We start from the raw sequence: 13,674 nt of genomic DNA, 5'->3' as shown, positions 1-13,674 counted from the left end.
AAAAATATCTATTGGCCGAAAGCGACAATTGATACCCGCTAAAAACTTTGCAACAATGATTTGACAATAAGATACCAGCCATCAACAAGGACGAACAGTAAAATTTTGAAAGGTAATGAGATCATAACTGGGGGTAACATCATCATCCCCATTGACATCAGAACACTTGCAACGATCATATCAATAACAAGGAAAGGAATGAATATCATAAAACCCATTTGAAAGGCAGTCTTTAATTCACTTAACGCAAATGCCGGAACCATCATAGTTAACGGAATATCATTCAACGTTTCTGGACGTTCTGCCTGATTGTAACGTAGGAATAACTCCAAATCCTTTTGTCGTGTATGTTTACTCATAAATTCCTTAAACGGTATGCTTGCACGATCATACGCCTCTTCAAGTGTTATTTCTTCAGCGAATAATGGCGTTAATGCCGTCTCGTTCACTTGTTGAAATGTCGGAGCCATTATGAAAAAAGTGAGAAATAGTGCTAAGCCGACAATAACTTGATTGGGCGGCATTTGTTGTGTAGCCAGTGCTGTTCTGACAAATGAAAGTACAATCACAATCCTTGCAAAGGATGTCATTAGAATAAGAATTGCGGGCGCAAGTGACAACACCGTTAGAAGAAGGAGCATTTTGATAGATGTCGACACATTGGACGGGTCACTATCAGAGAAAAACTGCATAAAATCATTCATCTTTTCTCTTCTCCTTTTCCTTTAGGCGGTTCAAATGTTTTTTCCGTTCCTCCCTTAATTCATCAAGTCTGGACGTGAATAACTTTCCAAAATCAACTGGTTCTTCATCTGTTGATTCTCTTTTACTTTTAAGCATTGTCATTATTTTATCAACGATGTTTGACGGGCTTTGTTCATCGTTATTTTCAAAATAATTTTCAAGTACATTAATTTCTTCGGCATCTGTAATTTCCTTCAGCAAACGAACTTCATCACCAACACCTACGATGAAATAAGTTTCTCCGATAACAACTAATTGGATTGACTTATTTTGTCCAAGTGAAAGACCGCCAATGTTCTTCATCAACTGGTGCTGATTGAACATCCTATTTTTACGGTTTATGAACTTTAATAAAGCGAAAAGAAGAACTATGACAAACAATAATGCGAAAACTGTCCTTACATAATCCCAAAAGGACAATCCGAAAGTTTCTTCGTCAGCAGTACTGCTATTAACAGGTTCACTTTTATCAAATTCACTTTGAGGTTCTTGATCACAGTCCTCGTTTTTTCCAAGGCAATCGAATATGGATTTATTCGAGTCGGTTTCCGCATGGACCACTTCAAATAGACTAACGTTTAAAACAAAAAAAGTAAGCAGGCAAGTTAAGACTAATTTAAAACCATTTGTAAAGTTCATGAGTTAACCCAATGCTTTTTGGATTGCTTCAACAACGCGATCAGATTGAAATGGTTTCACTATGAAATCTTTCGCTCCTGCCTGAATAGCATCGATAACCATGGCCTGTTGACCCATTGCAGAGCACATGATGACTTTTGCCGAAGGATCATTTTCTTTAATTTGTTTTAAAGCTGTAATCCCATCCATTTCGGGCATTGTAATATCCATCGTTACGAGGTCCGGCAGTAATTCCATATACTTTTCCACGGCCTGCACACCATCCGCAGCCTCACCAACAACTTCAAAATTGTTTTTTATTAAAATATCTTTTATCATCATACGCATAAATGCCGCATCATCGACTATCAATATACGTTTACCCATTTTGTTAGCCTCCGGATTCTATCTTAAATTGTTTAGTCTTTCTTTTTGGCTCAAAACATCTGTAATCCTAACTCCAAAATTCTCATCGATTACAACGACTTCCCCACGTGCAATATGCCGGTTATTCACCAAAATATCAACTGGTTCACCAGCTAACTTATCTAATTCGATAATATAGCCACTTGACATTTCAAGGATTTCTTTAACAGAGCGTTTCGTCCGTCCCAATTCTACTGTCACTTGTAATGGGATATCCAATAACATATTTAAGTTGTTCGATTTTGTCTTATCAAAAGATGGAGTATCAAAACTTGCAAATTGAGCTTGTTGTACATGTACAGTTGGTTGAGGTTCTTTTGTTTGCTCAATCTGTTGTGCTGCATCAAATGATTGTTTGGTCGTTTGCGAATCGCTTTGACTTTTCTCGAAACTTTGAGATTCCTGCCCGCTATTTTCAGACTGTTGCTGCTGGTTTCGGTAGGAGGCAGTATTGGAGTTTCCATTGTTATTGCTGCCTCATTCGCAACGTCCATTCCCATTAACGTAGTAACAAGATTTTTACCGAATTGTAAAGGGAAAAGCTGCATAATATGGGAGTCTATCAAATTCCCTACTTTTAATTTAAATGAAACTTTAATCATTGGCTCATTTTCTGGAATATATGAAATTTCGTTCTCGCTTGGCATATCGATTAAATCGATAGACGGGGGAGAAATATCGACTCTCTTATTAAAGACTGTCGACATTGATGTTGCTGCAGACCCCATCATTTGATTCATCGCTTCTTGCACTGCACTAAATCGAATTTCATTTAATTCTTCAGGAGGTTGTAGACCATCTTCTCCAAGCATCAAGTCCGCGATAATGGCTGCATCCCTTTGTTTAATGATAAGGAGATTCATGCCATTCAAACCTTCTGTATACTCAACTTGAACTACGATATATGGATGAATGAATTCAGCCATCAGCATATTACGATCAACAACTGTAATTGAAGGTGTTGTGATTTCGACTTTATGACCAAGCAATGAGGAAAGTGCTGTTGCAGAACTGCCGAAGGAAATATTCCCTACTTCACCTAAAGCATCTTTTTCCATTTCACTTAATTCATTATTAGGATTCTGATTCGTTTGGGACGATGTATCAGTTTTTGTCGAATGAATTTCTTCGCCGCGTAATAACGCTTCAATTTCCTCTTGAGAGAGTATATTATCACTCATCATCTTCATCCCCTTCATTCAAACTACCAATAATTTGTACTGCCATTCTATTTCGCACTTGGCCGGGTTGTGCGGTAAATTTAGGTATTCCGCCAACCCTTACTTGTAAAGGATCTTCAATCCTTTTTCCAAGGGGGATAACATCGTCTACTTGAAGGGATAAGAATTCATCAATTGACATTGTACCTTGACCTAACTCAACGCTAATCGGTAAAGTGGTTTGCTTTAAACGTTTTTCCAATTCCGTGTTCTGTTCAGGAGTCGATTCTTTCTGATTGGACTGCATCCAATACCTGACTGAAAGATTAGGAACAATTGGCTCAAGAACGACGTGCGGAATACAAATATTTATCATGCCACTTGACTCTCCAATAACAATATTAAAACCAATGACGACGACTGTTTCATTCGGTGAAATTGTTTGTAAGAATTGAGGATTCACTTCAATTTCTGACAGGTATGGGTCAATTTCAATGATTCCAGTCCACGCCTCTCTAAAATTGTCAAATGAACGTTCAAATAGATTCGTTAAAATCTTCGTTTCAATTTCCGTCATATTATTTATTAGTCCAGTACCTTTTCCTGCACCGCCCATCAAACGGTCAAGCATGGAATAGGCAATATTCGGGTTGACTTCCATTATGATATTCCCTTCCAAAGGTGGAACATCGAATATGTTAAGCAATGTCATATTTGGCATTGACCGGATAAATTCTTCAAACGGAATTTGATCGACTGTAGCGACATGTATTTGAATATAAGTTCGTAATTGTGCAGAAAAATAAGTAGTTAACAATCTCGCAAAGTTCTCATGGATTCTTGTTAAACTACGAATTTGATCTTTTGAAAAACGAAGCGCCCGTTTGAAATCATATACTTTGACCTTCCGGGTTCCATCCTCTTTTTCATGTTTTCTGCGGACATTTCTCCTGTTGACAATGCGGATAATAAAGCATCTATTTCATTTTGGGATAAGATATCTTCCGGCATTAGGCCACCTCCCGGTACTGTATATGTTTAAGTTCACTGAATGATATAACTAACAATATAAACCTTTTCAATTTCACCCTTTTGCATTAGAGGATTCAATTGAGCTTTTATGGTATCTTCAAATGCCTGTTTTCCTGCTTTTCCTTCAAGTTCTTTGGAGGTCATTTCAGAAAGCTCTTGGATTACCATGTTCTGGACTTGAAATTCCCGTTTTTTCAATTCTTCAGCAGCCTTCTTATCTGTTGTTTGGATCTTTAATGTAATTCTAATAAACTGCTTTCCCGATAAATTTGTCATTATTTCAGGTATATCAACCGATGACTTAAGAATTTCATCAATTGAAGCTTCCTTTATATTTGTTTTGTCACTTTTGTCCAATTGCATCTTAAGAGCAATCCCGATAATGCCGACAAGTGAAATACATATTAAAATGATAAGGACCAATGTCAAAACTTTATTCTTCATGTTCGTCACCCCGGATATGCGGATTTGATAATATTTGAACTGCTTGATAGAAATCGATAATTCGTTGGTTAACAACTTCAATCGGATCGAGGACAACGTATTTCGATCCAGTTGTTAAGGTAATTGTCGTATCGGGAAATGACTCGATTTTTTCTATGTATAATGCATTCAATGTAAAGACTTTTCCATTAAGACGTGTGACTTTTATCATGATAAAGGGGCCGGGCGCTGGGCCGGCCCATCCTCCTTTTCTGTAACCAATTATGAAAATCTAATTATCGTTTCAAGTTTACGAGTTCTTGAAGGATTTCGTCGGATGTTGTGATGATACGTGTATTTGCTTGGAAACCACGTTGTGCAACGATCATCTCGGTGAATTCCTCTGAAAGGTCGACGTTGGACATTTCAAGGAAGCCTGATGCGATTTTACCGCGGCCTTCTAATTGCGGCTCACCTTCACTTGGTTCACCGGAGTTTGCAGTTCTTTGATAAAGGTTAGAACCTACTTTCTCAAGTCCACCTGGATTTGGGAATTTAGCCATTTGAATAATTCCTACGTCTTCAGGCACATTATTTATGACGGCCGTTACTGTACCATCTTCAGAGATTGACATTGATGAAGCTTCCAAATCTACTTGAATCGGCCCGTCAGCTCCTTGTAAAAACCTTCCTTCTCCATCTACAATGTAGCCATCCTGATCCATATAAAAATTACCTGCCCTTGTATAAAGTAAATCTTCACCCTCTGAGTTACCTACAATAAAGAAACCATCACCAGCAATCGCTAAGTCTAATGTGTTACCCGTAAACTGGGTCGAACCATTTGTGTGCATTGTGTCAATGGCAGCAATTTGCGAACCTAAACCAACTTGTTTAGGGTTGACACCTCCACGATTTTCATTTCCAGCAGCAGCACCCGCTACTGTCTGCGAAATCAAATCTTTAAAAATAACTCGTCCTTTTTTAAAGCCATACGTATTGACGTTCGCGATGTTATTTCCGATTACGTCCAACTTTGTTTGGAAATTTCGTAGGCCAGAGATTCCTGAATACATTGATCTTAACATGCTTTTCCCTCCCGGATTATATGTGTAACTGCCTCTATCATTCGGCAGTACGATGGCATCCTTATAGGTCCTGCCATTAATAGTTAACTAAGTACAATCGTTCCATCGATATTAGTGAATAATTGATCCTTTGCTTCTTTACGATCCATCGCCGTAATTACTGTGGAATTTTTTGCGCTAATGATTAATGCTGCCTGATCCATTAGAACAAGCGATTCTTTAATTCCCTTCCTCTTTGCCTCGTTCACCTTTTCGCCAATATGTGCCCATTCACTGTCTGAAATATGAATATGTCTTTCTTTCAATCTTTCATTTGCATGTTTGCTTATTTTCAGCTCATGCGGTTCGATTGCTTTATTCAGCTGCTCGAGGAAAGATTGTTTAGGCGCATTAGTCGATTTTGATAGTTGTCTTTGGTGAATAAGCGGCTGCGATGGAACCCTATGAAAATTCAACCTCTCCATTACAATGGCTCCTATTCTATTGACTTATTGATGTAAATGAATCCCCATCAATTCGGCTTCCGTCACTTAATATATATTGCAGTTTTCCATTTTTATTGGAAACGGATACGACAGTACCTGACTTTTCAACTTCTCCGTCCATATAGCCGACCGTTTTACCTATCATGCGACTTGCCTCTACTAAATCTATTGAGTTCGATGCCGAGAGCACCTCTGAAATATTGCCTGGTGAAAGCTCTTTCCCATCTTCCATCGTAAACACTACGGATCCATTCACAAATTTAGCAGATTGGATAATGCCTGTTCCTTCATTTACAACCATTTTTCCTTCTTCGTCTTTCTTATCCGTAATTTCATGCCATCGGACACTCTTACCGACGAATTGATTGTATTGGATTAATTGGGTCTGATTTTGTGATTCTGCAAACTTTTCAAATGCACTTGCCAAGTTCATTGTTTGTTCCAACGATGAAAACTGTGCCATTTGCGCTATGAACTCATTATCCTTCATCGGATTTGTTGGATCCTGGTTTTGCAACTGTGCAATAAGAATCTTCATGAAGGCGTCTTTTCCCATTGTATCCGGACCTGTCTTGCGCTGATCTCGTTGTTTATTGATAAGGAACATCGATTCAGTAATGGGTTTTTGTCCATCAATCATTTATTACACCTCCAATTCAAGTAAATACTCTTCAAAGGATTGGTTTTCTTCGGAATGATTATCGGTTTTCTCCTTTTCCGCATGCTGCTCGCGTTCAAAATGCTCATTAAAGGATTGTTCCCTTTCATTCCTCGATGACTCTTGGATTGATTGGGCAATATCAATACGATCGACTTGGATATTCTGTTGGGTAAAGGCGTGTTTTAATTGATGCAACTGGCTATCCAACATTCCTTTCGCGAGGGCTGTTGATGCTAAAATCCTCGCAGAAATTACACCGTTTGTTTCCACCAATTCAATCCGAATTTGCCCCAAATGCTCAGGATACAATTTAATTAACATCCGATTTGTACCATTAACTTGACCGAAATTGGATCTTTTGAATAAAACCTGTAACTCTCGCACTAAGGATTCGCTTTGATTCAAATTCGTTTTGTTTGGTACAAGATCACCTTTCAAAGTCGATGGTAAGTTAGGTGTAGTTGCTTGTAATTCACTCACTTGTTTAGGGCCTTCTTTTTCTTCAGAAGAGGCCTGGGAAGAATTAAGTTCAGAAATAATTCTAAAGTTGAATTTCTGAATTGGGATATCCAATAACTTTTGTTTCCCCGAAGTAAGCACCTCTTGGTCGAATTGTATAGCGGCTTCCGTAATCATACTTTGAAAAACATGTAACTTCTGCTCCATTGAAATTACCATATCACTTTGCTTTGCCGAAATTTCCACTGTTTTTAAAAAGGCAAGCAGCTGGATAGCTTCCTTGTTTTGTACATTGCTTGTAATAGAATTATTCAAGATCTCCAAAGCGTTATTTCCCAGACCATCAAAGGTAGATAGCATTGTCCATATATCTGCCGATACCGTCAGTTCTTTTTAGTTCCTCAAGGGATTTACCCGCCTTAAGCAACAGGTCCTTTAACAATTCTAAAGTTTTTTCCGGGTCCATTGACATTGCCATGGACAGTTCTTCTAAAGTTAAAGTATTTCTTTCACCTAAAAGATCCGATAGCTCTATTGATTCAATACCTTGAAGGGATTCCAATACTTCTTGAAGATCTTCGACTGAATCCGCAGCAAAAATGTCTGAAACCAATTCGGTAGGAATTTCTGTAGACGTTTTAGTTTGTTGATTTTCCCTCGCCGAGACAGCTGAAGTTACCTTATTGAATACGTCACCGAACGACTGCTTGTACTCCCCACCTAAATCCGCACTTTCGGGAAGCTTTTTGCCGATTGTAAAACTCGATTGCAACGCTCCAACGTTCACTATTTTTTCACCCCCCTTCAAAGGAAACTCTTATTTTGTCAAAAGGCTTGTATATCTTGCGGCATCCTCAGCTGAGAGTTTTTCCAAAATCGGAGCCAACACATCCGGCTTAAGGCTTGAAAGTATTTCAATCGCCTCTTCATCATTCATCTTTGAAATAATTGGCGCTACGGATTTAGCTGACATCTTCTCAAAAGTAGAAATAATCTCACTCAAATCACGTTTTTGATCTTCTTTTGCCATTTTCAATTCATCGATTTCAGCCAATAATGCTTTCTGGTCAACTAACAATACTTTCTTTTCCTCATCAGCTTTTGACAATGCCTTTTCAAGTTTGACTAATTGCGCTTCTTTTTCCTGGATTTCAGCTTGTAAGGAGACAACGCGTTCCTCAAATAGAAAAGCATCTAACTTTTCCTCTTCGTCAACTAATTTACTAACAAAAGGAAGTGATGGGTTCCATTCATTTACATCAAATATATTTATATCTGCGACGTATGCTATGATTAAGAGCACCATTGTAGTGGAAAGCAATGGGACAAGAGTCCACAGCAAAACTCCTTGTAAAAGGCCACCTTTCTTTTTATTCACATTTGAATTCAACATTTGCTGTTTTGATTTTTTTACCACATTACCACCCTGTTTTTCTTCGATGGAACTTAGCCGTTGTCAACTCATCCAAGAATCGACCTTCTTGCAGTTCCATTTCATCTCGATAATGTTCTTGATCCTTTTCCTTCATCTTTTCAAACTTTTTTACCTCAATCGTCTTTTCAAGTAACTTTTCCTCGAACCAATTCATTTTTGTCCGCGCCTTAATAACGGATTGTTGCAGAATTGAAATCCGTTTTCTATACTTTCCAAGTAACGTGTGTATAGGTGGATATCGTTGATGTTGAATCCTTGTTTCATTTTATTTTGATGATCGTATTCAAGGTCTTCTTTCTTTTTCAATAACTCGTATAATTCCGTTGCAACCTTTTCGAAAGAATGTACAGATTTTTTATATTCAACTTCTGTTTCTTCTTTTTCCTGCTCCCGAAACGTTAACACTTTTTCAAATCTGTATAAATAGGGTTTCATCAAACTCCGCCTCCAGAAGCAAGGGAAATCAATTCTTCAATACTATCTTCCATTCTCACATTATCGTTATAACTTTGCTTCAAAAACTTTGTTATATGGGGCTCGAATTCAATTGCTTCATCGATTTCTTTTGATGTCCCACGTTTATAGGCTCCGATATTAATCAGATCTTCAGATTTGTTATAGGTGTAATACAGTTCGCGGAGTTTTTCTGCGGCTTTTATATGTTCCTGACTTGCAATATGATTCATAAGACGGCTGACACTTTTCAATACATTGATAGCTGGATATTGGCCTTTGTTGGCGAGTGTTCTATCCAATACAATGTGGCCATCCAGTATACCCCTGACTGCATCCGCAATCGGCTCGTTCATATCGTCACCATCTACGAGAACCGTGTAGAAGGCTGTAATTGCTCCAACTTCATTTGTTCCTGTTCGTTCAAGCAATTTTGGAAGAATAGAAAAGACAGACGGCGTATAGCCTCGAGTTGCAGGTGGTTCTCCAACTGCAAGCCCAATTTCACGCTGAGCCATTGCAACACGTGTCACGGAATCCATCATTAGCATGACGTTCATCCCTTTATTACGAAAGTATTCCGCTATAGCTGTAGCTGTAAAAGCACCTTTAATACGCATAAGTGCAGGTTGATCGGAAGTGGCTGCAACTACAATTGTTCGACTTAATCCTTCAGGTCCAAGATCCCGCTCAATGAATTCGAGGACTTTCCCGTCCCCTTTCTCCAATAAGTGCGATAACGTTTAAATCTGCAGTCGTATTCCTTGCAATCATACCTAATAAAGTACTCTTACCCACTCCCGAACCTGCAAAGATCCCTACCCTTTGGCCATTCCCGACAGCAAGCATGCCGTCTATCGCTTTGACACCAACAGCTAACTTTTCACTAATTGGTTTTCTGGTCATGACGTTAGGAGGTTCCTGCTCCGTCCTGATTGTCGACAGTCCTTTTGGTAATGCGCTATTATCAATCGGATTCCCCATCGCATCAAGCACTTTTCCAATTAGGTTCATACCTACCTTTACCTCAAGGGGTTTTCCGGTACTTTCCACTAAACAGCCGCTTGAAATATCCATAATATTGGTATACGGCATAAGAATGACAATCTCTTCACGAAAGCCGACGACTTCAGCAAAAACAACGGAACTTTCTTTTCTTCCATTTTTCAAATGAATGCGGCAAACATCACCGATGGAACTTTCAGGTCCTTGAGATTCTATCATTAAACCAATTACCTGGACGACTCGCCCAAATTTTCTATGGGAATTTAATTTTGGTATGACATTAAGCAGCTCATTGGCCTTCTTCAATGTCAGTCACCACTTTCCATTAAGTCAAATAGTTGTTCTTTCAGCATGTTCAACTGCTCATCCACACTTACTACAATCCGTCCCTGATTCGTTTCAATGATGCAGTCGTTCACATCAAAATCGTCATTAACAAATATGAGGAATGGGACTTCAGGAGGGAATATCGACATCAACTCGTCACGGTTCGAGGAGATAAAGTCAAAGTGGGCAATTGAAACATACAATTTAACCTCTTTCATTTCCCTAACTTCTTTTAAGCCTTTTTTTACAATTGATAAAAACTTCTCTTCATCATTTTCAAGCAGTGTTCCTAAAATCCGCTCGGCCGTTTTCATTGCAATTTCAAGGATTACTTTTTCCTGTTCTTCAATATACTTCAATGCATTTTCATGCGATTTAGCAGTAATTTCATTCGCAATTTTCACGGATTCATTCATATCGGACAATGATTTATTTCTTCCCTCTTCGTAACCTTGCTGAAAACCTTCTTCATAAGCTTGTTGTTGTAAGTTAGTCTTCTCCTGTTCCCACGCAGATTGCATAGCAGCTATATCCTCAAGTGCGGTTTGTCTTATTTGAGCCAAGTCAGACTTTTCGGTTTCAATTCTCATTTGGGCATCCTGTAACAGTCGATTTCTCTCAATCATAAGTGATTCTTGTGTAAGTACTTGTTCTTCATCAAACGATGATCTATTCAATGTCTTTATTGTGATTTCTTTTACATTTCCTTCTTTGGAAAACGTATTTGCAGCACGATAAACATTAGACAATGATGTCATCTCCTCCACCGCGTGCAATTATGATTTCACCGGATTCCTCTAGTCTACGGATAATAGAAACAATCCTCGCTTGTGCTTCCTCTACATCCCGTAGACGGACAGGTCCCATTACTTCCATTTCATCTTTGAAAGATTCAGCCATCCGCTGAGACATATTCTTAAATAGAACCTCTCTAACCTCTTCGCTTGAAACTCTTAGTGATAAAACAAGGTCGGCGTTTTCGCATTCACGGACAATACGTTGAATTGAACGATTATCCAATGTGACGATATCTTCAAAGACGAACATTCTCTTACGTATTTCCTCAGCAAGTTCTGGGTCCTGGATTTCAAGTGCATCCATTATTGTTTTTTCTGTCGCCCTGTCAACGCCATTCAATACTTGTACAACTGCATCTATTCCACCAGTCTCAGTGAAATCTTGAGTTACTGTAGAAGAAAGTTTCCTTTCAAGTACAGACTCAATCTCACTGATTACTTCTGGGGAAGTTGAATCCATAGTCGCTATTCTTTTAGCGATATCCGCCTGCATTTCCTGTGGCAGTGATGACAATATTATTCCAGCCTGCTCAGCTTCCAAGTAGGAAAGTATTAATGCTATTGTCTGCGGATGTTCATTTTGAATGAAATTCAGCACCTGTGATGGATCAGCTTTTCGGGCAAAATCAAACGGTCTAACTTGCAAGGACGTCGTTAGACGATTGATGATGGATAGGGCATGCTCTTTTCCTAATGCCTTTTCCAACACCGTCTTTGCGTAACCAATTCCACCTTGCGAAATATAGTCTTGAGCAAGTGCAATATTATTGAATTCTTCAATGATTTCTTCCTTAACGGTCGAATCTACTTTTTTTACACCGGAGATTTCAAGGGTCAACATTTCAATCTCTTCTTCTGTCAAATGCTTATAGACGGACGCTGAGACTTCGGGTCCAAGCGAAATGAGAAGAAGTGCCGCTTTTTGTTTACCGGTCATTTCTTTATCTTTCCTAACCATTTTCATCTCTCCATCAATCATCAGTAAGCCATGACCTTAATAACTTTGCAAACTCTTCTGGCTTATCTTTCGCCATTTTTTCAAGAGATTTTTTTCGTAATGAAGCTTCTGTTTCAGGTGCAGTTCTGTTGTCAGTCGCTGTTCCCATTTCTTGGATAATTGCTTCTTCATTCTCAGTTGAACGTCCGCGTTTGCGGAAGTAAACAAAGACAAGAATGACAATTACTATAAGTAAAAAGGCACCGATGCCATAAACCCACCATGGGATGGTAGTCTGTTCAATTGGAGTTGCAGAGCCTGCTTTACCGTTGAAAATCTGTGTAGATATAGCGATTTTATTTTCCCAGAAACTATCAGGTATTTCTGAAGGTAAGTAGCTTTTGTCAATTGAAGTACTAATAATTGTCTCTAAAATCGACCTAATATCTGTTTGCACATCAGCTGATAACGATTCTACATCGTTAACATCAGGAGGCTCTACCATTACCTGTATACCTATGTCTCGAATTTTATAAGGACTTTCAACAATATCTCTTCGAATTCTATTTACTTCGTTATTGATCGTTTCTTCCAAACGGTCATAATCACCGTTTGATGTGCCTGCTTCACCAGTGGTTGTTCGGTTATCTGTAGGGTCTTCTCCCTCCAAAGGGCCTCCCGCATTTGCGCCATTTCCAGAGAAGGTCTCTGTTATTCTTTGTACACTGATTGATAGACTATCAAGATCCTCATCGATACGGTCCACAAGGTTTTCCTGTCTATTTTCCTGTTTAAAGTCAATGTCAGTTGTAACTGAAACGATAACCTTATCTTGACCAACTAAAGTACCAAGCATCATTTGCACTTTCCGTTGTAAATCTCTTTCTATATCTTTCTTCAATTCCATTTGATTAACGATAGATGTGCCTGAAGATTGAGTAGAATTCAGATCAAAGTATTCGGAATACTGGTTCATAATTACGATGTCATCTGTAGATAAATTCGGTAAGCTTTTCGATACCAGATTATAAAGTGCATTTATTTGTGGTTCTGTAAATTGATGACCAGGTTCAGTATCCAGCCTAATCGCCGCAGTGGCATTTTGAACAGATTCGTTCATAAAAACACTTGGTGTCGGCAAAGTGATCATCACCTGCGCGTCCTTAACACCACGAATTCCTTTTATCAAATTAGCCAATTCTGTTTGCATCGTTGCAAGTTTAATCATATTGAATTCATTATCAGTCGTTCCAAAACCTGCATTTTGGGAGAAAAATGAATAATCGATTGTTCCTGAATTCGGATACCCTTCCGCTGCCAATGTCACAAGTAATTCATCAACACGGTTTTTTGGCACAAGGATAGAAGTTCCTCCAGGGGCGATTTGGTTCGGAATACCCTGGACATCCAACTCTTCCTTAATGCGTCCAATTTCAGCACGCGATACATCTTTATAAAGCGGAACAAAGTCAGTCTTCGACAAGAAAAATGTCAAGACTGCGGCCATTGCAACAATCACCACCGCAAACCCGATATATGAAGTTTTTTGTTGTTTGGTGCGACTTGACCAGAACCGTTTTAAATCAGCTCCAATTTTAGTCAATCTTTCTTTCATTCTAATCCC

At 38.8% G+C, this 13,674-nt stretch carries 14 protein-coding genes and 4 pseudogenes; all 18 read right to left on the bottom strand.

The features are described from left to right. Positions 1-38: 38 nt before the first annotated feature. The 18 genes and pseudogenes from fliP to fliF all read right to left on the bottom strand — a co-directional run bounded on the left by fliP (position 39) and on the right by fliF (position 13,665). The gene (fliP, locus tag QNH10_RS11875) at positions 39-704 is read right to left on the bottom strand and encodes a flagellar type III secretion system pore protein FliP (RefSeq protein ID WP_283731728.1); all 666 of its coding nucleotides are present in this window, start codon (positions 702-704) and stop codon (positions 39-41) included. Further along, positions 697-1,383, bottom strand: coding sequence for a flagellar biosynthetic protein FliO (locus QNH10_RS11870; protein WP_283731727.1), 687 nt, complete (start codon positions 1,381-1,383; stop codon positions 697-699). The genes fliP and QNH10_RS11870 overlap by 8 nt, the downstream gene beginning before the upstream one ends. Before the next feature lie 3 nt (positions 1,384-1,386). After that, on the bottom strand, positions 1,387-1,749 hold the full coding sequence (locus tag QNH10_RS11865) for a response regulator (RefSeq protein ID WP_283731726.1): 363 nt from the start codon (positions 1,747-1,749) through the stop codon (positions 1,387-1,389). Between the two features lie 18 nt (positions 1,750-1,767). Beyond that, positions 1,768-2,969, bottom strand: a pseudogene (fliY, locus tag QNH10_RS11860) (flagellar motor switch phosphatase FliY). Next, positions 2,962-3,959, bottom strand: a pseudogene (gene fliM, locus QNH10_RS11855) (flagellar motor switch protein FliM). The pseudogenes fliY and fliM overlap by 8 nt, the downstream one beginning before the upstream one ends. Before the next feature lie 33 nt (positions 3,960-3,992). Further along, a complete protein-coding gene (gene fliL / locus QNH10_RS11850) occupies positions 3,993-4,424 on the bottom strand; it encodes a flagellar basal body-associated protein FliL (RefSeq protein ID WP_283731725.1) in 432 nt (143 codons plus the stop codon). After that, positions 4,414-4,635 carry a flagellar FlbD family protein gene (locus tag QNH10_RS11845; protein WP_283731724.1) on the bottom strand — a complete coding sequence of 74 codons (222 nt, stop codon included), beginning with the start codon at positions 4,633-4,635 and terminating at the stop codon, positions 4,414-4,416. Before QNH10_RS11845 ends, fliL begins: the two co-directional genes overlap by 11 nt. 64 nt (positions 4,636-4,699) lie before the next feature. Beyond that, positions 4,700-5,491 carry a flagellar basal body rod protein FlgG gene (gene flgG / locus QNH10_RS11840; protein WP_283731723.1) on the bottom strand — a complete coding sequence of 264 codons (792 nt, stop codon included), beginning with the start codon at positions 5,489-5,491 and terminating at the stop codon, positions 4,700-4,702. Positions 5,492-5,574: 83 nt separating this feature from the next. Next, on the bottom strand, positions 5,575-5,955 hold the full coding sequence (locus QNH10_RS11835) for a TIGR02530 family flagellar biosynthesis protein (protein WP_283731722.1): 381 nt from the start codon (positions 5,953-5,955) through the stop codon (positions 5,575-5,577). 16 nt (positions 5,956-5,971) lie between these two features. Continuing rightward, positions 5,972-6,616 (bottom strand): flagellar hook assembly protein FlgD, encoded by a 645-nt coding sequence (gene flgD / locus QNH10_RS11830; RefSeq protein ID WP_283731721.1) that lies wholly within the window; start codon positions 6,614-6,616, stop codon positions 5,972-5,974. Positions 6,617-6,619: 3 nt separating this feature from the next. Next, the gene (locus QNH10_RS11825) at positions 6,620-7,420 is read right to left on the bottom strand and encodes a flagellar hook-length control protein FliK (protein ID WP_283731720.1); all 801 of its coding nucleotides are present in this window, start codon (positions 7,418-7,420) and stop codon (positions 6,620-6,622) included. Between the two features lie 19 nt (positions 7,421-7,439). Further along, a complete protein-coding gene (locus QNH10_RS11820; protein WP_283731719.1) occupies positions 7,440-7,883 on the bottom strand; it encodes a hypothetical protein in 444 nt (147 codons plus the stop codon). A gap of 30 nt (positions 7,884-7,913) precedes the next feature. Beyond that, on the bottom strand, positions 7,914-8,513 hold the full coding sequence (locus tag QNH10_RS11815) for a MotE family protein (RefSeq protein WP_283731718.1): 600 nt from the start codon (positions 8,511-8,513) through the stop codon (positions 7,914-7,916). A gap of 1 nt (position 8,514) precedes the next feature. Next, positions 8,515-8,966, bottom strand: a pseudogene (gene fliJ / locus QNH10_RS11810) (flagellar export protein FliJ). Beyond that, positions 8,966-10,301, bottom strand: a pseudogene (fliI, locus tag QNH10_RS11805) (flagellar protein export ATPase FliI). The pseudogenes fliJ and fliI overlap by 1 nt, the downstream one beginning before the upstream one ends. Then, a complete protein-coding gene (gene fliH / locus QNH10_RS11800; protein WP_381426929.1) occupies positions 10,298-11,074 on the bottom strand; it encodes a flagellar assembly protein FliH in 777 nt (258 codons plus the stop codon). Before fliH ends, fliI begins: the two are co-directional and overlap by 4 nt. Next, positions 11,058-12,071, bottom strand: coding sequence for a flagellar motor switch protein FliG (fliG, locus tag QNH10_RS11795; protein ID WP_283731716.1), 1,014 nt, complete (start codon positions 12,069-12,071; stop codon positions 11,058-11,060). Before fliG ends, fliH begins: the two co-directional genes overlap by 17 nt. A 13-nt stretch (positions 12,072-12,084) precedes the next feature. Further along, positions 12,085-13,665: a flagellar basal-body MS-ring/collar protein FliF gene (gene fliF, locus QNH10_RS11790; RefSeq protein ID WP_283731715.1), complete on the bottom strand. Its 1,581-nt coding sequence runs from the start codon at positions 13,663-13,665 to the stop codon at positions 12,085-12,087. Between the last annotated feature and the right edge of the window lie 9 nt (positions 13,666-13,674).

It is taken from the genome of Sporosarcina thermotolerans (genome assembly GCF_030067815.1).
Taxonomy (GTDB): Bacteria; Bacillota; Bacilli; order Bacillales_A; family Planococcaceae; genus Sporosarcina; species Sporosarcina thermotolerans.
The sequence above is the reverse complement of the archived record's forward strand: the minus strand, read 5'-3'. Positions and strand labels throughout refer to the sequence as shown.

What these genes read in the sequence shown, in the direction of transcription:
- fliP (WP_283731728.1), bottom strand. Translation starts at nt 704, where the DNA reads ATGAATGATTTTATGCAGTTTTTCTCTGATAGTGACCCGTCCAATGTG.
- QNH10_RS11870 (WP_283731727.1), bottom strand. Translation starts at nt 1,383, where the DNA reads ATGAACTTTACAAATGGTTTTAAATTAGTCTTAACTTGCCTGCTTACT.
- QNH10_RS11865 (WP_283731726.1), bottom strand. Translation starts at nt 1,749, where the DNA reads ATGGGTAAACGTATATTGATAGTCGATGATGCGGCATTTATGCGTATG.
- fliL (WP_283731725.1), bottom strand. Translation starts at nt 4,424, where the DNA reads ATGAAGAATAAAGTTTTGACATTGGTCCTTATCATTTTAATATGTATT.
- QNH10_RS11845 (WP_283731724.1), bottom strand. Translation starts at nt 4,635, where the DNA reads ATGATAAAAGTCACACGTCTTAATGGAAAAGTCTTTACATTGAATGCA.
- flgG (WP_283731723.1), bottom strand. Translation starts at nt 5,491, where the DNA reads ATGTTAAGATCAATGTATTCAGGAATCTCTGGCCTACGAAATTTCCAA.
- QNH10_RS11835 (WP_283731722.1), bottom strand. Translation starts at nt 5,955, where the DNA reads ATGGAGAGGTTGAATTTTCATAGGGTTCCATCGCAGCCGCTTATTCAC.
- flgD (WP_283731721.1), bottom strand. Translation starts at nt 6,616, where the DNA reads ATGATTGATGGACAAAAACCCATTACTGAATCGATGTTCCTTATCAAT.
- fliH (WP_381426929.1), bottom strand. Translation starts at nt 11,074, where the DNA reads ATGACATCATTGTCTAATGTTTATCGTGCTGCAAATACGTTTTCCAAA.
- fliG (WP_283731716.1), bottom strand. Translation starts at nt 12,071, where the DNA reads ATGGTTAGGAAAGATAAAGAAATGACCGGTAAACAAAAAGCGGCACTT.
- fliF (WP_283731715.1), bottom strand. Translation starts at nt 13,665, where the DNA reads ATGAAAGAAAGATTGACTAAAATTGGAGCTGATTTAAAACGGTTCTGG.